The sequence below is a fragment of the Anabaena sp. WA102 genome (assembly GCF_001277295.1).
GTDB classification, from domain to species: Bacteria; Cyanobacteriota; Cyanobacteriia; order Cyanobacteriales; family Nostocaceae; genus Dolichospermum; species Dolichospermum heterosporum.
The window spans coordinates 4,775,579-4,794,289 of the sequence record NZ_CP011456.1 but is presented as its reverse complement, the minus strand read 5'-3'; the positions used below and the strand labels follow the sequence as shown (position 1 = coordinate 4,794,289).

Below are 18,711 nucleotides of genomic sequence, written 5' to 3'. Positions count from 1 at the left end.
CTCTGTGTTCTCTGTGCCTCTGTGGTTGGTTTTTTTAATTTATTGCTTAGAAGTACCCTTAGTTAGACAATTCAGATAGTTTTATATGACTAAAGATAGAGGTTAAAAGTAATTTTATCTATCTTTAGTTAGATAGTATTATAGGTTAATTATTAGAAATTTTTTATTATAATAAATGTAAATATTGCAATAGTAAATTTAGTCAATTATCTGATTCAGATTTTGATTCAGCAAGGCTTTTTTTGAATTTATTTCTCATGATTTGGTTTACCTTTTTAAGATTTATCGTTTACCATGGGAGTTATATATGAGCGAAATCAATGTTCTACCAGTAAATACACCAATAGATTTAAATAACTGCGACAAAGAACCTATACATATTCCTAGTTTAATTCAGCCGCATGGTATTCTCATAGTTTTAGAAGAACCTAAATTAAACATTATTCAAATTAGTCAAAATACTATTGATTTACTTGGTATTCCTCCTCAAGATATTTTAGGTAAAAACCTCAAAGTATTATTCAATAACAGGCAAATTCAATTAATAAAAAAATCTTTAGCAGAAATATCTGAAAAACTTAACCCGTTGGATTTATGTATTCATACCAAAACAAGAAAGCAAAATTTTGATGCCATTATTCATAAATCAAATGGATTCATAATTCTGGAATTAGAAGCTGTTACTGCAAACAATAAAGATGATTTTTTGAGTTTTTACCAATTAGTACAACCGATTATTTGCAAAATGCAAAAATTAGTGTATTTGGATGAAATGTGGCAAATTATGGTGACAGAAATTCGTAATCTGACAGGTTTTGACAGAGTAATGATCTATAAATTTGATCGTGAAGGTGCAGGTCATGTGATAGCAGAAGATAAATTAGAAAGTTTAAGTCCTTTTCTGGGCTTACATTGTCCAGCTTCGGATGTTCCTAAACAAGCTAGAGTATTATATACTCTTAATCCTTTGCGGTTAATTCCTGATGTGAATTATCAATCTGTAGAACTAATATCTCTGAATAATTTAGGCAATAATCAACCTTTGGATCTTAGTCACAGTGTTTTAAGAAGTGTTTCTCCCATACACATTGAATATCTCAAAAATATGGGTGTGACTGCTTCTATGTCAATTTCATTAATTCGAGAACAAAAATTATGGGGTTTAATTGCCTGTCATAATTATTTATCGCCTAAATATATCAGCTATAAATTGCGAACTGCTTGCGAATTAATCGGTAGGGTGATGTCTTTAGAAATCTCTGCCAAAGAAGAAAATGAATATTTAGACTACAAACTTATTTTGAAAGAAGTTTTATCTAATTTTTTGAATGATTTTACTAAAAATGATCATTACATAGAAACTTTAATTCAAAATAGAAGTAAACTTTTAGAATTGGTAGCTGCTGAAGGAGTAGCCGTTTGTGATGCCGAACATATCACAATGATTGGCAAAACTCCTGTATTGGAGGAAGTTAAGAAGATCCGTAATTTTTTAGAAAATCTTATGTTTAATCAAGGTGTAGATAATTATATTTATGAAACAGATTGTTTATCTAAAATTTATCCACAAGCAGAAAAGTTTAAAAATGTCGGTAGCGGTTTGTTAGCAGTAATGATTTCTCAAAAATATAAACAGTATATTTTCTGGTTTCGTCCTGAATTAATTCAAACTGTTAATTGGGCAGGTGATCCTAATAAACCAGTAAAAATAACTGCCAGTGGTGATGTGCGGCTATCTCCCCATAAATCCTTTGATTTATGGCAAGAAATAGTAAAATTAAAATCGTTACCTTGGCAGCAATGCGAAATTGCCATAGCTAAAGAATTGAGAAATATAATTGTGGGGTTACTTTTGCAGCAATCTGAGAAAATTGCCAAAATTAATCAGCAATTAATGCTGGCTTTAAAAGCCGCACAAATGGGAGTATGGGATTGGGATTTACTGAAAAATCTTATAGTTTGGTCTATTGGTCATGATCAATTGGGTGTGCTATTAGAACAGCATTTTATAGATACTTATGATGCTTTTAAAACCCTCATTGATCCACGAGATCGAGAATCTGTAGATTTAGCTATCCATAAGGCTTTAGTTGAGCAGCATGATTATTATCAAGAATTTCGGATGCTTTGCCCTGATGGTAGTATTCATTGGCTGGAAAGTAGAGGGAAATTTTTCTTTAATGATGCAGGTCAAGCTGTGCGATTTTTAGGGACTCTGGTAGAAATTAGCGATCGCAAACTTGCCGAAATTCAACTCCAAGAACTAAATTTAGAGTTAGAAAACAGAGTTAAAAACCGAACTGTTGACCTAGAAAATTCTCAAGCAGCATTACAACGGCAAATAGAACAGGAAAGACTGGTGATGGCGATCACCTTACGTATTCGTCAAAGTTTGCATCTGGATCAAATCCTCAACACTGCTGTAAATGAAGTTCGGGAATTTATGCAAGCAGACCGAGTATTTATTTATCGTTTTCAGTCAGACTACAGAGACTACAGTGGATATGTAGTGGTGGAATCTGTTGATGATGCTTGGACTCCTGCGTTAAATGCTGGCGTTAAAAATACTTACTTGATGGAAAATACCGTCAGGAGATACACACAAGGAGGCTTTCTAGCCATAGCAGATATTTATACAGCCGATCTATCTGAATGTGATCGTGATTTACTAGCGCAATTTCAAATCAAAGCCAAATTGTCAGTTCCTATTATGCAGGGACAAAAATTATGGGGGCTATTAATTGCCAATCAATGTAGGACATCAAGACAGTGGCAACCTTGGGAAATTGATTTCCTGCAAAAATTAGCAACACAAGTAGGCATTGCCATTCAACAATCAGAACTATACCAACAATTAGAACAAGAACTACAAGAACGTCAAAAAATTGAAACAGCTTTGCGACGTAGTGAAAACTTATTTCGTTCTCTCAATGAATTTGCACCTGTAGGTATTTTTAAAACAGATACCCAAGGAAGAATGATCTATAACAATCCTAGCTGTCAGAAAATTTGTGGTTTTACCCTAGAACAATCATTAGGAGAAAGCTGGATCAATTTTATTCACTTTGATGATTTAGAAGTATTTTCACCTCAGTGGAATGAGGGAGTATCAACACATCAGCAACTCGCTACAGAAATACGTTTTGTCCATGAAGATAAAACTGTTCGGATTTGTCGGCTAATTGCTGTTCCCATGTTTTCTGATCTTAATGAATTTGTGGGATATGTCGGCACTATCGAAGATATTACAGATAATCGATTAATGGAAAAAATGAAAAGTGAGTTCATTTCCATAGTTAGTCATGAATTACGAACTCCATTAACATCTATTCGTAGTTCTTTAGGATTACTAACTACTAGTGGCATCAGAAATAACCCAGAAAAAATGCAGAGAATATTAGATATTGCTGCTAGTAATGCCGAACGTTTAACAAGGTTATTAAATGACATTCTTGATTTAGAACGACTAGAAACTAACAAATTTGTCTTGAATAAAAAATCCTGCGATGCGATGACATTAATACACCAGGCTGTAGACTCTATCCAAACATTAGCCAAAGAAGAGAATATTTCCTTACAAATATTAGGTAATTCTGTGCAATTGTGGATAGATGAAGACAGAATTTTGCAAACTCTTGTTAACTTAATCAGTAATGCCTTTAAATTTTCTCCCCCTCACACTACCATCAAAATCACTGTGGAAGAAACGCCAGATAGCCATTTATTTAAAATTCAAGATCAAGGGAGGGGTATTCCTAGCGATAAAATAGAAACAATTTTTGGTAAGTTTCAACAAGTAGATGCTAGTGACTCCCGTGAAAAAGGAGGAACAGGTTTAGGTTTAGCTATTTGTGATACTATTATTAAACAGCATGGGGGCAAAATTTGGGTAGAAAGTGTTGTAGGAGAAGGTAGCACTTTTTATTTTTCTATCCCTAAGTAGTTGACAAGTGACAGGCAAAAAAGATAACAATGAAGGATAAATTTAGGCTTTTCAAACAACCTTTAAATTGATTAATCATAATTTATTTTGGAGTTCAATAAAAAAATGACAGAAAAACATATTTTAGTAATAGATGATAATGATGATGTGGGATTTCTTATTTCCACTTGTCTGGAAGAATTTGGATCATGGCAAGTATTGATAGCTAATAGTGCGAAAAAAGGTTTAAGTTTAGCACAAACACAAAAACCGGATGTCATCCTTTTAGATGTAATGATGCCAGAAATGAATGGGATAACTTTATTTGGTTTATTGCAAAGTGAACCTAAGACCCAAGCAATACCAGTAATTTTTATGACTGCTAAAGTCCAAAATTCAGATTTAGAACTATATCGCAGTTTAGGAGTTAAAGGGATAATTAGCAAACCATTTGAACCCTTTACACTGGTAGAACAAATCACAGAGATGCTGGAATGAAATAATATTCTATAACATTACTCAAACCAGAATTCAGATCCAAGGCTGCAAATATCCTCAATGGAGGAAGAGAAGCAGTTTTACCATCTTAAAAAAATCTTTAAAATTCTTCACATATCACTTATAATTCTTAAAGGCACATAAATATTGTGTCTTTTTTACTGTTTTATTAAAAAATATCCATATCTTTATCTAATCCCCATAATAAAATTAGATTTTGTAGTTATATGGATATTAGCAATCTCGATTTATTTAACAAATGAATTCTGTATTTCAGCAAGTTTTTGGATATTTTTTATGTTTGGGATTTGTCATCAGTTTAACAATATTTCCCATTTTTGCAAATCCTGATTATACTCAAAATTCAAATTCTTTACCTATAACTACAGAAATTCGTGGTGTTTGGCTGACTAATGTTGCCAGTGGTGTCTTTTATATCCCTTGGGGTATTGAAAGGGCAATAAATCAATTAGCTGCACTTAATTTCAATACCATTTATCCCGTAGTTTGGAATCGAGGTTACACTTTTTATAAAAGTCCTTTAGCCAAAAAAATCACAGGTTCAGATAGTCAACCTTTGCTGAATTTTATTCATGGTAAAAATGATTTTTTAGCCAAGGTAGTTAAATTAGCTAAAAGTAAAGATTTGACAATAATTCCTTGGTTTGAATATGGGTTAATGACTCCTCCTGATTCTGCATTAGCTAAACTACATCCAGACTGGTTAACTATTGGACAAAAGGGTGTAGAATCCATATCTGAAAACTTACGAGAAGATATGATTAATGGGGTTTATAAACAAGCTTGGCTAAATCCTCTACATCCTCAAGTTCAGAACTTTATTCGCGGGTTAATTTTAGAAGTTGTCAAAAATTATAATGTAGATGGTATTCAAATTGATGATCATTTTGGAATGCCTGTACAGCTTGGTTATGATGCTTTTACGGTAAATCTTTATCAAAAAGAACATCGAGGAAAAAAACCACCAAGTAATCCTTTTGATTCAGAATGGATGCGCTGGAGGGCTAATAAAATTACTGCATTTATAGACAGTATTTCTAAATCTGTAAAAGCAATTAAACCCTATGCTAAAATATCTCTTTCTCCAAACTCACAATATTTTGCTTATAAATACTATTTACAAGATTGGGAAAATTGGGTAAAACAAGATCTAATAGATGAGTTGATTTTACAGGTATACAGAAGTGAAAAAACCTCTTTCATCACAGAAATGTCCAAACCATCAATAAAATCGGCTATGAAGAAAATTCCTGTAGCTATTGGTATCTCAACCGGAAATTTATTAAAGCCTGTAGAGATTGATCAAGTTAAGGAACAAATAAAAATAGTCCGCAAGCAAAAACTTGCTGGTTTCTCTTTTTTCTATTGGGAAAGTTTATGGGGTTATATTACTCCCGAATCGCCTTATCAACGTCGTCGGGCGTTTCTCCAGATGTTTGATACTCAAGCTGTTAGACCATTAAGATTGAAGAAAATATAATGCAATTATCATCTGTTAAATCTAATTATATAATTTTAAATTTTACCTTTAAATGGGTTTTTGCTACTTTCCTGGGGTTTTTATTGAGTTTATTAATGATTGAAGTCAGTGAAAAACCAGATATGAGTGTTTTAGAAGCTGCTATAGGGAGTTTAACAATTTCTATCCCCCAAAGTTATCTTCTCAGACAATCTATTTCTCCTGGAAAATGGGTACTATCTACTCTTTTTTCTTGGATAATTATTGCAGTAATAGGTGTTGGTGTTTTGGGCTGGACTGTGACTATTTCTGCGTTTCTACCTACGCGAATTTTTTTAGGCATTATTGTTGGTGGTATTGGTGGTTTATTAATTGGTATATCACAATGGTGTTTAGCTATTCCCCCATCATTTCCTTCATCATGGAAATGGATATTTGTCAATATTATAAGTTGGATGATAGCTATGCCTATTGGTTCAACTATCGGCTTATTTTTGCACAGAATTACTAATTTATTTTTAGGGGAAGTAGTGGGATTAGCTATTACCTGGTTATTGGTGGCAATATTAACAGGAATCTCTGCGGTGAAAATAATTAAAGATTTATAGGGTTTGCTGATATACTCAAAACGGCTAGAAGCTAGACTTTTTTATCATACAAAGAACAAGTTCAAAGCCCGTCCAGTATTAAATATTATTCCTTTTCCCTCTCCTCTTAGGCTACGGTGTACACACAAGTTATCGAATCACCATTATTCTTCAAATTACCCCACACTAACCCTCCCCGATGCTTTGGGGAGGGAACTAATTTTTCTGGTTTCCCCCCTTTATAAGGGGGGATTAAGGGGGTAATTTAACTTTGATTAGACATCTCCAGAAAAGATGTAGAGACGTTCCATGGAACGTCTCTACAAAGGCAGGACAAGCCGCATCTTATTTTTAGTTCCTAATTCTTGATTTATCCTTTGTGCCAGCGTGTACATTCTTTGCTATCTATTAAGGTAATGCCTTTTGTGAATAATTGATCACGAATTCTATCAGATTCAGCAAAGTTTTTGGCTTTTCTTGCTGCTTGTCTTTGTTGAATTAGTTCCTCAATTTCCACATCACTTAATCCATCCTGTACAGGTGTTTCTGTTTCTGGTTTAGCCGTTAAACCTAAAACATCTGCTAATGTAATTAAAGTTTGCCATTTTTCCAGTAATTCATGGGCGGAAGTTTCTGTTTTGCCTTGATGAACAATAATATTTCCTTCCCGAATTAATTCTTTTGCTAATTCAAAAATTACTGCTAATCCACCGGGGAAATTAAAATCATCATCAACAGCTTCTTTGAATTTCTCAATCTCAGAATTTTGGATTTTGGATTTTGGATTTTGGATGAGGTTAGATTCATCCCACCCTAATTTTTTACCATGTTGATAACCAAAAAGTAATCCTTCCCTGATGGTATGCCAGCCATTTGTGGCGGCTAATATAGCATCATCGGTAAAATCTATGGGTTTGCGATATTGTGCCATCATCACAAATAATCTTACCGCCATTGGGTCTACACCCCGATCTAATAATTGACGAATGGTGATAAAATTACCCAAGGATTTGGACATTTTTTCCCCATCTACCTTCACCATGCCATTGTGTAACCAATAATTAGCTAAAGGTTTTCCGGTAACGGCTTCCGATTGAGCAATTTCGTTTTCATGGTGAGGGAAAATTAAGTCAGCGCCACCAGCATGAATATCTATAGTATCACCCAGGCGATCGCGCACCATCGCCGAGCATTCAATATGCCATCCTGGACGACCTTTTCCCCAGGGAGACTCCCACGCAGGTTCACCGGGTTTTGCAGCCTTCCACAGGGCAAAATCAAAGGGGTATCGCTTCTTTTGATATTCTGCATCTTCGACATTTACCCGTTCACTTGCACCAGCTTGCATATCCTCCAATTTGCGTCCCGAAAGTTTGCCATATTCAGCAAAACTTTGGACAGCATAATACACATCACCAGCAGACGGATACGCAAAACCTTTGTGTTCTAAATCGTGAATTAATCTTTGAATCCCATTCATTGTATGTGTCGCGCGGGGATATTCATCAGCCTCTTTAATTCCCAACCGGGACATATCCTCAAAATAAGCTTGAATATAGCGTTCTGCAACAACTTCCATCGAAGAATCTTCTTCTCGTGCGCGTTTAAGAATTTTATCATCAATATCAGTAAAATTTTGGATATAACGCACATCATAACCAATAAACTGAAGGTAACGACGCACTACATCCCAAACAATACAAGCTCTAGCATGACCCAAATGGCAGTAATCATAAACCGTCACACCGCAGTAATACATCTTAACCTTTCCAGGTTCGACGGTGGTAAATTGTTCTTGACGACGGGTAAGAGTATTGTAAATAGATAGGGTCATAATAGAGTAATGCGGAAATCGGACGATAAACAATAATAACCCAAGTTGATGACAATGGCGTAAATGAAAATTTTAGTGGCTAATAATTGGCTATAATTCTTATTAGTAAAACTTCGTGATCTTGTTCAGGACTTCCGCCTTGCGGTAGTAGGGTGCGTCAGACTGCATAAATCTTGTAAATAAACAGATTATTAATATCTGACGCACCCTACAACACTTGGAGGTAATACCAATTTTATATGAGACTGCACAGAATCATAGAATCCATTAATTCATCCGGCTTTATCTGCGTTTATCTGCGTTTAGGGACTTCCAAGAAATAAATTATCCTGATTAACGAACCACAGAGGCGCAGAGGACACAGAGGAATAAGGGTTTGAGAGATTTTTGCGTTAGGTGGTTGAGTATTTTTTTATTTGGAAGTCCCTTATCTGCGGTCAATGATTCTGGAAATATTATTCTACGCAGCTTCATCTTAATTTAGCGTTACTCTAATGCCGAGTGGACAAAACCAAGATAAAATTTAGAATACACCAAAATCCCCTTCATGACTATGCCAACAACAGTTAATTCCGAATCTCACGCAATGGAAGTTGCCAAGCAAGGTTTACCAGTTACCATTATTACAGGTTTTCTTGGTAGCGGTAAGACCACTTTACTCAACCATATTCTCACAAATCAGCAAGGTGTAAAAACTGCGGTTTTAGTGAATGAATTTGGCGAAATTGGTATTGATAATGAATTGGTTATTTCCACTGACGAAAATATGGTTGAATTAAGTAATGGCTGTATTTGTTGCACCATTAATAATGACTTAGTTGATGCTGTTTACAAAGTTTTAGAAAGAGAAGAAAAGCTAGATTATCTAGTTGTAGAAACAACAGGTTTAGCAGATCCTTTACCTGTGGCTATGACATTTCTAGGTTCAGAATTACGAGATTTAACTCGGTTAGATTCTATTATTACTGTAGTTGATGCAGCAAATTATAGCTTAGATTTATTCAATTCTGAAGCTGCTTTGAGTCAAATTACTTATGGTGATGTGATTATTCTCAATAAAACTGATTTGGTTGATGAACCAACTTTACAGGATTTAGAGAAAAAAATTAACAATATCAAAGAAGGTTCCAGAATTATTCGCACAACAAAATCCCAAGTTCCCCTTCCTTTGATTCTGAGTGTCGGGTTGTTTGAATCTGATAAATATTTTGATAACCACGCAGAAGAACATCATGATCATGATCACCATGATCATGCTGATTGTGGACACGAAAATCACGACGATCATGATCATTCTACCTGTGGACATGACCACCATGATCATGAACATCATCACCATTCTGACCATTTAGAAAATGATGGTTTTCTCTCTATTTCTTTCCAAAGTGATAAACCTTTTTCAATTAAAAAGTTTCAACATTTTCTAGATAACCAATTATCCACAAATGTCTTCCGTGCTAAGGGGATTATGTGGTTTGATGAAAGTCCGCAACGGCATATTTTCCATCTTTGCGGTAAACGCTTTACTATTGATGATGATCAATGGAAAGGTGAAAAGAAAAATCAATTAGTGTTAATTGGTCAAAATCTAGATACCGAAACCTTACTCCAGCAGTTAGAAAACTGTATTTGTCTTCCTTCGGTAACTAGAGGTAAGGGATTTGGCAAGTAGTAATTAGTTGTTTTCTGATCATATCTAGACCCCCAACCATTGGTGTCAACTTAAGCTCAAATCCCTACCACATCTCGTTCCTAGTCTCTGACTAGGAATGCAGTTGATGAGGCTCTGCCTCTAATATTATTGAAGGCAGAGCCTTCTATAAGCATCAAGGACTGTAAATAAAGATTGACTTCCACAGATAAAAAGTCACTAAACTGATTATGACTTTTGACAAAATCAGGCTGTTCTTGTCCTTCGCAATATGAGTAAGTTGGTGGGTTATCACCTTCTGAAAGTCTGAAAAAGCTGAACTGATATCCCTGGTGCATGAAAAATACAAAAGCATCCTCTGGTAAAGCTTGAGGAAAATCATTTTCTACTAAAAGTTGTTTAGCCCATTCTTGAATTTGTGGCAAATGCTGATAAAAGCAATCTGAACCACGTAAAAACTTACCTGCCCCATGCCCCATCATTTTTAGAAAGTCTTTGTAAGTGCTGGGCAGCTTAATACCTCGTTGTCGTTCAAGTTGAATTATTTCTAAATCCGAACAGGGGGAAAGAGGATTGTCATTAAAAATAAGATTAAGTCGTGCGGGTAAATTGCAAATTGACATTTCTACCGACTCCTTTATAAGGGAAATGCCGAAAACCCTTGAAGATGTAGCTTCCTAAGTCAGCTACATCTGTGCTTTAGACAAGGGATGAAGGCTAGAGGCTTTCCTTTATCCTGCATTGACATTAATTTAAAAATTTGAAATTATTTCAAATTTTAATTCATATTCGTGATACAATTAAATCGTCAGCAAAGACATTAAAAACCTACCGGGGGACTCTCGGAAAGTTACGCTTGTCAGTTCGGCTTCGCTCACCGCAAGCAGAGATGATTCTGCCAGTAATGGCAAACAGGATCAGGGCAAGAACCCAAATATTTAAGGCAGTGCCTGAAGCTGGGATAACTGAGAGATATAGACTGAAACTCTCTATAGAATCCCCGCGTTTTTAGACCGGGGAGTGTCAAATATTTTTCGGCGATTGCCTCTAATAAGTAGTGAGACAGAACTAATTACACAATGTCATTGCGTAAGCGTTGCGTGGCGTTAGCCATATGGAACGAAGTGAAATGAAGCAATCGCAAGGGTTGTGATTGCTTCGCTTCGCTCGCAATGACTGTAAATATTTTTGTTCAATTACTTACTCTAGCAATAGCAACATTTCGGGCTGGTGCTGGCACGTTACAAATTTTGCGAATTTCTGCGACGCGCTCTAACCAATCCATCTTTTTTTAATTTTATACTATCGTGGATTAAAAAGGGGCATTTCAAATAAATACCCCATTAATATTGTCTAAAATTCCAACTTACTACAACACCTTAGAGGTTGTTTGAAAACTTTTTCGTGTAGGATCTGACACCCGCAGATGCCCCTAAATCCCCCTTAAAAAGGGGGACTTTGAGGAATTTAGCCCCCCTTTGTAAGGGGGGTTGGGGGGATCTCGATTAATTCTGATACTTTTCAAACATCCTCTTAAACTAATTTTGATTTTGATTTTGGTTTTAGTTCTAGTGTTGGTTTTAGTTCTAGTGTTGGTTCTGGCGTTACTTCTAGGATTGCTTCGGGTTCTGGTAAACCATAGATAGAACGATAAAGCTTATCGTACTCTTTAGCGGATTGATACCAACTGAAGTTTGCACTCATCCCCCGTTTTTGTAATTCTTGCCATTGGGGTTTGAAACGGAAACCTTCCCAAGCGCGAATCATGCAGGTGAATAAGTCCAGAGGTTCATAGCGGTCAAAGCAATAACCTGTACCCACTTCATTGACTGGATCAAAGTGGCTGACGGTATCAACTAATCCCCCTGTACGACGGACAATGGGAACAGAACCGTAACGCAAAGCCATCATTTGGCTGATGCCGCAGGGTTCAAAGCGGCTAGGCATTAAGAAGGCATCTGTACCTGCGTAAATGCGACGAGAAAGGGCATCATTATACAGGAGATAGGTAGCCATGCGTCCAGGATAACGGGATGCGAGTTGCCACATTTGGGTTTCATAATAGCGATCGCCTGTTCCCAAAAGGACAAACTGAGCATCTGTATAAGCCATGAAGCGGTCAAGGATTTGTAATACTAAATCCATCCCTTTCTGTTCTACCAACCTTGTCACCATGCCGATTAAAAAGACATTAGAATTAACTTCTAAACCTACTTCTTCTTGCAGGGCTATTTTGTTAGCTTTGCGTTTATCTAAAGTATCTATGGTAAAGGGTTGAGCAATGTATTTATCATTGGCTGGATCATAAATATCGGTATCTATGCCGTTGATTATCCCTGATAATTTGCCACTAACAAAAGATAATAACCCTTCTATTTGTTCACCATAGGCAGGTGTTTTGATTTGTTCGGCATAGGTGGGAGACACTGTATTTACTTTATTGGCAAACTGGACAGCGGCTGCCATTGTATTGTGTCCTTGCATATACCAGGGACACCAGGTAATTTTCTCTAAATACCACCGCCAAGGACCCTGATAAGCGAGGTTGTGAATGGTGAATACAGTAGTAATATCTGGAGATTGATTCAACCAAACTGGTAACATTCCTGTGTGCCAATCATGACAATGGACAATTTCCGGTTTCCAGTAATTCCAGCAAAATTCCGCCGCACCATTGGAAAATAAGGTAAATCTCCAATCTTCATCTTCTCCACCATAAACCCGCCGAGGCAGAAAAGCTGGATGTTCAAATAAATACAGAGGAACATCAGTACCGGGCAGTACACCTTCGTAAACCGCAAACTCCTGGAACATGGCTGAACCTTTCCAAATGGGTTCTTTGGGAACTGTCATTTTGTCAGGAACAAAGCCATAGTAAGGCATAAAAATCCGCACATCATGACCCATTGCTCTCAAAACTTTGGGTAATGCGCCGACAACATCCCCCATGCCGCCAACTTTGGCAATGGGAGCAGCTTCTGCCGCTACAAATAAAATTTTCATGGTAATTGGTAATTGGTAATTGGTAATTGGTAATTGGTAATTGGTGATTGGTAATTGGTAATTGGTAATTGGTAATTGGTAATTAAACTCTCTTCTCTTGGCTGTCACCTGTCACCTGTCACCTGTCACCTGTCACCTGTCACCTGTAACCTATCACCTTATGATCCTCGTTGAATCTCGGTAAAGATTTTTTCTAGGATTTCTGTAGCGCCTTTTTCTCTGAGAATGCCAGCTAGTTGTGCGCCTAATTTTTCAGCATCAGCAGCCGCACCGGTGACGGTATCTTTAACTATTTGTTGACCATCAACACTGGCAACCAGACCTTTTAATGTTAATTGATCACCATTAATTTCTGTATTTACACCAATGGGAACTTGACAACCGCCTTCTAAAACTCGTAGAAATGATCTTTCTGCTAGACAGCGATCGCGTGTTTGCTGGTGTTCAATAGCTTTCAGTAAGCCAATTACCTCAGTGTCATCTGCACGGCATTCTATCCCTAAAGCACCTTGTCCAACAGCATGGAGGGAGATTTCGGGGGTAAGAATTTGATGGATGCGATCGCTCATTTCCAATCTTTCTAAACCAGCAACCGCTAAAATTAAAGCATCATACTCACCAGCATCCAATTTATCCATGCGTGTGATCAAATTTCCCCGCACATCCTTAAACGTAAAATGAGGAAACTTATGGCGTAACTGTGCCAATCTTCGCAAAGAAGAAGTCCCAATTACCGCACCCGCTGGTAAAGTCTCCAGTTTTTCGCCTTGATACTTTTTATGCAGCACCACCGCATCTGCGGGGTTTTCCCGTTCTGTAATTGCTGCTAGGGTCAACCCTTCTGGTAAATTAGTCGGTAGATCCTTGAGAGAATGCACAGCAAAATCAATATCTTTATTGATCATGCCCAATTCCAGTTCCTTAGTAAATAGTCCTTTATCGCCAATTTTAGCCAAGGCTACATCCAGGATTTTGTCCCCTTGGGTAGACATGGTATGGACTTCAAAAGTAATATCGGGAAAGCTTTTCTGGAGTTCCGCTTGTACCCAGTATGTTTGAACTAAAGCTAGTTGGCTTTTACGTGAACCAATACGAATAGTGCGTGCAGAACTAGAAACTGAAGTCATAAAACTATTTGTCAAACCAGGCGATAAATTAACATTTATCTAGACTACCGCAGGGAGTGACTTACTGGATTAAATCGGGATAATTCTGTGAAGATTTTCTGTGCCAGTAACTTTACATTTATTTACAATTCTTGAAATAGATCCCCGACTTCTCAAAGAAGTCGGGGATCTGGAAATTATGGAAATTAAAATATAATGAAATTCGTAAAACGATTATTGGATCTTTGCTGGAAATTTACTTTCAAGAAAAACGCATTCGCTATTTTCCCCTTGGTTCTACAACCTTCCGTAAACAAGCGAAAAGAGGAGGAGTAGAACCAGATGAATCCTACTGTCTAGGCATAGAAAAAGAAGTTCCTGATTTTGCCATTGAAGTTGTAGTCACCAGTGGGGGAATTGATAAATTAGAAGTTTACAAAAGATTAGGTGTAACGGAAGTTTGGTTTTTTCAAAACAATCAATTTGCCGTTTATCATCTGCGCGGTGAAAATTATGAATTGGTTAAAAAAAGTGAATTATTGCCAAACTTAGATTTGTCAATTTCGGCGCAATACGTAGTAGCAGATGAACCTCTAGATGCCGCCATAGCCTTTCGGGAGAAAATCAAAGAAATGGTAAATTAGATTATTCCTGGGCCTCTACCTCGCTTATCAAAATTCTCTGTTAATAGACCTGTTTTATCTTCATTTACTTCTCGCAATTCCTGTATCCGTTCGGCTTTTTCTTGTTCTGCTACCTCCCGCGCATCACCAGGAACTTCATAATACATTTCCGGTTCAACTGGATAATTATTCAACAACCCTTCTTTGTCCACAGTATAACCGTCCGTTGTCCGAATACTGTAAACATTGGTTTGGTCATCAGTAGACACACTGGCAAGATCCTCTTCAGTTGGCAGGTGTTTATAACTTGCTCCCTCTCTTTTCATTCGTGCTGCTGTTTCTGCGGGGATTATGCCCCGATCATAGGTATCTGCGCTAATCTTTTCATTCATAAAACCTCGCGGTAAGTGGGAAAATCAGCGTCTTTAGGGCTGGGTTACTGACACAATCAGCCTTTTTTCAGCATTACACAAACCAGATTAGAATTTTCTAACAAATAAACCTACTGTCTTTGGGAATAATTGCCAAAAATATTTTGATAAAAATTATCTATCTATAGATAGATTTTACATAGTCAAATCCAAAATAAAAATGTAGGCTAGTCTATAGCTAACCTACATTTTAATATCCCCAAAAAAAATCTGGCGTTGGTGAATGAAAGTATGAATTAGTCTCACGCAAAGGCGCAAAGGCGCAAAGATTAAGAGTTTCAGAAAGGGAATTTTTGATTTTCATACCTCAATTCAGCAATACCAAAAATCTTTATCCTAGAGATTGTTGTTTGAAGGTGTTAAATTTCTGAGCTAATTCTTGCCGAGTCTCATATTTGAGGAGATAACGGAAACTAAACCAGATAGAATAAAACAAGCCAATCAACTCTAAAATCGGTTGTAGCAACGGTAAATCATTAACAGCATCTAGTAATGCGATCGCTACCTTAACTGTGACAAAAGCTGATAAAATTAAGGCTACAGTGATTAAACCCTGTTTATTGTTGTTAAAAAAACTGCCTAAATCATCTGGCAGTCGGTTTAAAAATTCAACAATTTTTCTAATAATTTGTTGCCATTGAGATGCAGATTCCTTAGCAGCAGGTAATTCTGGTAAACTTTGTGGTGGAGAATAATTTCCCTGTTCTGGTTGCTGTGCTTGAGTTTCCATCATAGTTATCCTTTAGGAATTACAACATTTTTGAAAAATGAATTAACGTGATTAAAATATAGCAGGTTAGAGGCTAAATTCCAATTATTAAAAAACAAATTTATTTGATACTAAATTAAGATGAAGCTGGCTAGAATAAGATGTTAAGAATAATTGACCGCAGATAAACGCAGATAAACGCGGATAAATACGGATGATTATGATTTTGTGCAGCTTCACATAAAATTGCTATCACCTGCCTTTAATTTATGAATATTTTCCTCCCAATTTGCACCATCAAAAGGTAAAATTTCAAAATTTCTCAGCACATTTCCATCTAAACACCGCACATTAACATCAATACAATCAGGGTGACTACGGGGAATATAAAAGGAATGAATTCCACAAACTCCGCAAAACTTATGTTGTGCGACTCCTGTATTAAATTTGTAAGTTTTTAAAACATCTTCCCCTTGTAGCAAAGTAAACTGGTTTTGGTCAACAATCAAATGTAAAAATCCTTTTTTGGAACAAATTGAACAATTACAATCATCAACTTTGTGACTATTAACTACTACCCGAAACCGCACCGCACCACAGTGACAACCACCTTCATAAGTAACAGATTGATCTTTACTTAACATTAAGTTTCTCCAGTTGATTAACGCGAATTGTGAGGTTGATGTATCAAATATTTTTTACCCCTCCCTAACCCTCCCCGATGCTTTGGGGAGGGAACTAATTTTCATCTCGTTCCCAGTCTCTGACTGGGAATGAATTCTAGAAGGCTCTGCCTTCAATGATATTAGAGGCAGAGCCTCATCAACTGCATTCCTAGTCAGAGACTCCCCCACTCCCCCTACTCCCCCCACTCCCCCCACTCCCCCCACTCCCCCTACTCCCCTACTCCCCCCACTCCCCCACTCCCCCACTCCCCCACTCCCTACCCTGGTTGCCACATATACCTTTCCTGTCCTTGGGAATTATAGATGAATACAGGAAGTTGGGCATTTTGACTAATGGCTTTGAGAGCATCTTTCAAGCTTTGGAAATGACTTTGTATTTGTGGATTATTGGCTTGAAATAATCGGTCATACTCAGGAGTTAAGCGGACACTAATTTTCTGATTCTCAATACTAAAAGTACAAATTCTAATGGTATTTGTACAAGTGCTTTTGAGTTCAACACGGGTTTGAGTTAAATCACCATAGATTTGGAATTGTTCTTGTGCCTGTTTCAGAGATGCTGCATAGGTTTCAATCAGGGGTTTAGCTTGATTGAAATAGAAAGTATCTTGACCCACCTGTTTAGCACTTTCTACAGCCTGTTCCCAAGACTTAACCGCACTTTGCCATTGATTTTGATTACCATAGCTTTTGGCTTGACTAGCGGCTTTAATAGCTTGTTGATAGGATGTGGCTGCTAACTGTTCTTTTTTGGCGCGATCGCGGGCTACAATAATTTTTGGTTGGTATTCTGCCAACAGCTTGCGGGCATCCTCAGATCCTAAACTACCTATAGGAATAATTTTGAGGGTACTAATTGCTGTCTGGAAATCAGATTCTACCTTTTGCCATTCAGGAGCAGATTTAGCCGTGATTTGACGTTTAGTAGCGGCTTCTGCGAGAGTTGTGGCATTGGCGATTTTCTGTAACCAGGTTTCTTCTTTGAGCAACTGATCATTAACACTTTTTAAAGTATTTTGATAACTTGGTAAATTAGTTTTTACCAATCCATAGAGTTCATTACTAGGCTTAATTATCTCTAATGAAGTGATTGCCTGTCTCCACAACTTTTGTCTATTACGTAACTCATCTAAACTCTTAGCAGGGGGTTGAGTTGCTTTTTGGGCTGAAGATGCCATTTGTAAGGCTTTTAGCACCTGGTTGATTTTCGTTGACTGTTCAGAAAAACTATTAACTAATAGCTGAGAGTCTTGATAACGGGGAGACCACTGAGGAATATTTTGCAAATCGGCAACTACCCCATCTAGTTGTTGTTGCACTGTTAATAAGTCTCTTTCTGATTTGGTACGTTTGATCTGTTGCTGATACTCATTTTTAAATTGCTGGGCTGTTTGCAATTCTTTACATTCAGAAATTACACAACCACGATGGAGAACGAAAATACCACCACCGGAAAGAATAGCAATTACTACAGCCGTACCAATTATAACCAGTAAGGGAGGAAGTGATAATGATAACTGTCTTTTTTTGGGTTGATCGGGAATATTCGCAAAGGGATCAAAATTTTCTTCAATATCCTCCATTGTCTCAGATTCATCCGCAGATAAATTTGAGTCTGGCAGTGAATAGTCTGAAAAAGATTCTGCGGAATTAGAGAAAAATGAATCAGCAATGGGTTCTTGTTCCGTTTCTGTAAATGGAGGTGATGGTGTTTGCAGATCAGAATTGAGGAAGAGAGTGTCTCTCTCATGTCCTATTTCCACCGTTTCCCTATCTGCATCTCCACTAGGGATCTGAAAACCATATTCAGTTTCCCTATCTGCATCTCCACTAGGGATCTGAAAACCATATTCAGTTTCCCTATCTGTATCTTCACTGGGTATCTGAAAATCTAGGAAGTGTTGAGTATAGGGGCGCTTTTCTCCAGAAATTCTCAAGAAAAATCTTACCCGTTGGGTTTGGTAGCTAAATTGCCATTGTAGTGCTTGTTCTAACACCTCAAAAACTTGCTGTGTATTAACAGTGACCTCAGCAGGGTGTTGAGTTAAAATCATCAATTCATCATTTTGGACAGCGCATTTTACCTGGAAATCTTTACTATCAAGCACTTGGGCAACTAATCTTTCTTGTAAGATATCGCCTAAAACTTTGAGATCGTCTTGTTGAACTGTTGCTTTCATA

Annotated in this window: 14 protein-coding genes; 6 read left to right on the top strand and 8 right to left on the bottom strand. The window is 37.0% G+C overall.

What is annotated here, in order from left to right:
• Window positions 1–307: 307 nt before the first annotated feature.
• The 4 genes from AA650_RS21045 (at window position 308) to AA650_RS21030 (ending at window position 6,508) form a co-directional block, all read left to right on the top strand.
• Window positions 308–3,943 carry a GAF domain-containing protein gene (locus AA650_RS21045; RefSeq protein WP_053540529.1) on the top strand — a complete coding sequence of 1,212 codons (3,636 nt, stop codon included), beginning with the start codon at window positions 308–310 and terminating at the stop codon, window positions 3,941–3,943.
• A gap of 105 nt (window positions 3,944–4,048) precedes the next feature.
• Entirely contained in the window at window positions 4,049–4,420 is a 372-nt protein-coding gene (locus AA650_RS21040) for a response regulator (RefSeq protein WP_039203660.1), read from the top strand.
• A gap of 259 nt (window positions 4,421–4,679) precedes the next feature.
• Window positions 4,680–5,921 carry a glycoside hydrolase family 10 protein gene (locus AA650_RS21035; RefSeq protein WP_053540528.1) on the top strand — a complete coding sequence of 414 codons (1,242 nt, stop codon included), beginning with the start codon at window positions 4,680–4,682 and terminating at the stop codon, window positions 5,919–5,921.
• Entirely contained in the window at window positions 5,921–6,508 is a 588-nt protein-coding gene (locus AA650_RS21030; protein ID WP_053540527.1) for a hypothetical protein, read from the top strand. The genes AA650_RS21035 and AA650_RS21030 overlap by 1 nt, the downstream gene beginning before the upstream one ends.
• A 349-nt stretch (window positions 6,509–6,857) precedes the next feature.
• On the opposite strand, the gene cysS is transcribed toward AA650_RS21030, so the two are convergent.
• Entirely contained in the window at window positions 6,858–8,321 is a 1,464-nt protein-coding gene (gene cysS / locus AA650_RS21025) for a cysteine--tRNA ligase (RefSeq protein WP_053540526.1), read from the bottom strand.
• Between the two features lie 553 nt (window positions 8,322–8,874).
• On the opposite strand from cysS, the gene AA650_RS21020 reads away from it, so the two are divergent.
• Window positions 8,875–9,993, top strand: a complete 1,119-nt coding sequence (locus AA650_RS21020; protein ID WP_027404496.1) for a CobW family GTP-binding protein — start codon at window positions 8,875–8,877, stop codon at window positions 9,991–9,993.
• Window positions 9,994–10,073: 80 nt separating this feature from the next.
• Here the strand turns inward: AA650_RS21020 and AA650_RS21015 are convergent, their stop codons facing one another.
• The 3 genes from AA650_RS21015 to hemC all read right to left on the bottom strand — a co-directional run bounded on the left by AA650_RS21015 (window position 10,074) and on the right by hemC (window position 14,102).
• Entirely contained in the window at window positions 10,074–10,595 is a 522-nt protein-coding gene (locus AA650_RS21015) for an SMI1/KNR4 family protein (protein ID WP_081424294.1), read from the bottom strand.
• A gap of 910 nt (window positions 10,596–11,505) precedes the next feature.
• Entirely contained in the window at window positions 11,506–12,975 is a 1,470-nt protein-coding gene (glgA, locus tag AA650_RS21010) for a glycogen synthase GlgA (RefSeq protein WP_053541366.1), read from the bottom strand.
• Window positions 12,976–13,133: 158 nt separating this feature from the next.
• Entirely contained in the window at window positions 13,134–14,102 is a 969-nt protein-coding gene (gene hemC, locus AA650_RS21005) for a hydroxymethylbilane synthase (protein ID WP_053540525.1), read from the bottom strand.
• A gap of 140 nt (window positions 14,103–14,242) precedes the next feature.
• Here hemC and AA650_RS21000 point away from each other — a divergent pair, with 140 nt between their 5' ends.
• The gene (locus AA650_RS21000; protein ID WP_442853968.1) at window positions 14,243–14,725 is read left to right on the top strand and encodes a Uma2 family endonuclease; all 483 of its coding nucleotides are present in this window, start codon (window positions 14,243–14,245) and stop codon (window positions 14,723–14,725) included.
• Here the strand turns inward: AA650_RS21000 and AA650_RS20995 are convergent.
• The 4 genes from AA650_RS20995 to AA650_RS20975 form a co-directional block, all read right to left on the bottom strand.
• A complete protein-coding gene (locus AA650_RS20995; protein WP_053540524.1) occupies window positions 14,722–15,096 on the bottom strand; it encodes a hypothetical protein in 375 nt (124 codons plus the stop codon). The genes AA650_RS21000 and AA650_RS20995 overlap by 4 nt on opposite strands.
• Window positions 15,097–15,466: 370 nt before the next feature.
• On the bottom strand, window positions 15,467–15,868 hold the full coding sequence (locus AA650_RS20990; RefSeq protein WP_234413237.1) for a CAAD domain-containing protein: 402 nt from the start codon (window positions 15,866–15,868) through the stop codon (window positions 15,467–15,469).
• Window positions 15,869–16,080: 212 nt separating this feature from the next.
• Window positions 16,081–16,488, bottom strand: a complete 408-nt coding sequence (locus tag AA650_RS20985) for a GFA family protein (RefSeq protein WP_053540522.1) — start codon at window positions 16,486–16,488, stop codon at window positions 16,081–16,083.
• Window positions 16,489–16,787: 299 nt separating this feature from the next.
• Window positions 16,788–18,710 (bottom strand): hypothetical protein, encoded by a 1,923-nt coding sequence (locus AA650_RS20975; protein ID WP_053540520.1) that lies wholly within the window; start codon window positions 18,708–18,710, stop codon window positions 16,788–16,790.
• Window position 18,711: the final 1 nt, after the last annotated feature.

What these genes read in the sequence shown, in the direction of transcription:
- AA650_RS20985 (WP_053540522.1), bottom strand. Translation starts at nt 16,488, where the DNA reads ATGTTAAGTAAAGATCAATCTGTTACTTATGAAGGTGGTTGTCACTGT.
- AA650_RS21020 (WP_027404496.1), top strand. Translation starts at nt 8,875, where the DNA reads ATGCCAACAACAGTTAATTCCGAATCTCACGCAATGGAAGTTGCCAAG.
- AA650_RS21040 (WP_039203660.1), top strand. Translation starts at nt 4,049, where the DNA reads ATGACAGAAAAACATATTTTAGTAATAGATGATAATGATGATGTGGGA.
- AA650_RS20990 (WP_234413237.1), bottom strand. Translation starts at nt 15,868, where the DNA reads ATGATGGAAACTCAAGCACAGCAACCAGAACAGGGAAATTATTCTCCA.
- glgA (WP_053541366.1), bottom strand. Translation starts at nt 12,975, where the DNA reads ATGAAAATTTTATTTGTAGCGGCAGAAGCTGCTCCCATTGCCAAAGTT.
- AA650_RS20975 (WP_053540520.1), bottom strand. Translation starts at nt 18,710, where the DNA reads ATGAAAGCAACAGTTCAACAAGACGATCTCAAAGTTTTAGGCGATATC.
- cysS (WP_053540526.1), bottom strand. Translation starts at nt 8,321, where the DNA reads ATGACCCTATCTATTTACAATACTCTTACCCGTCGTCAAGAACAATTT.
- AA650_RS21045 (WP_053540529.1), top strand. Translation starts at nt 308, where the DNA reads ATGAGCGAAATCAATGTTCTACCAGTAAATACACCAATAGATTTAAAT.
- AA650_RS21030 (WP_053540527.1), top strand. Translation starts at nt 5,921, where the DNA reads ATGCAATTATCATCTGTTAAATCTAATTATATAATTTTAAATTTTACC.
- AA650_RS21035 (WP_053540528.1), top strand. Translation starts at nt 4,680, where the DNA reads ATGAATTCTGTATTTCAGCAAGTTTTTGGATATTTTTTATGTTTGGGA.
- hemC (WP_053540525.1), bottom strand. Translation starts at nt 14,102, where the DNA reads ATGACTTCAGTTTCTAGTTCTGCACGCACTATTCGTATTGGTTCACGT.
- AA650_RS20995 (WP_053540524.1), bottom strand. Translation starts at nt 15,096, where the DNA reads ATGAATGAAAAGATTAGCGCAGATACCTATGATCGGGGCATAATCCCC.
- AA650_RS21015 (WP_081424294.1), bottom strand. Translation starts at nt 10,595, where the DNA reads ATGTCAATTTGCAATTTACCCGCACGACTTAATCTTATTTTTAATGAC.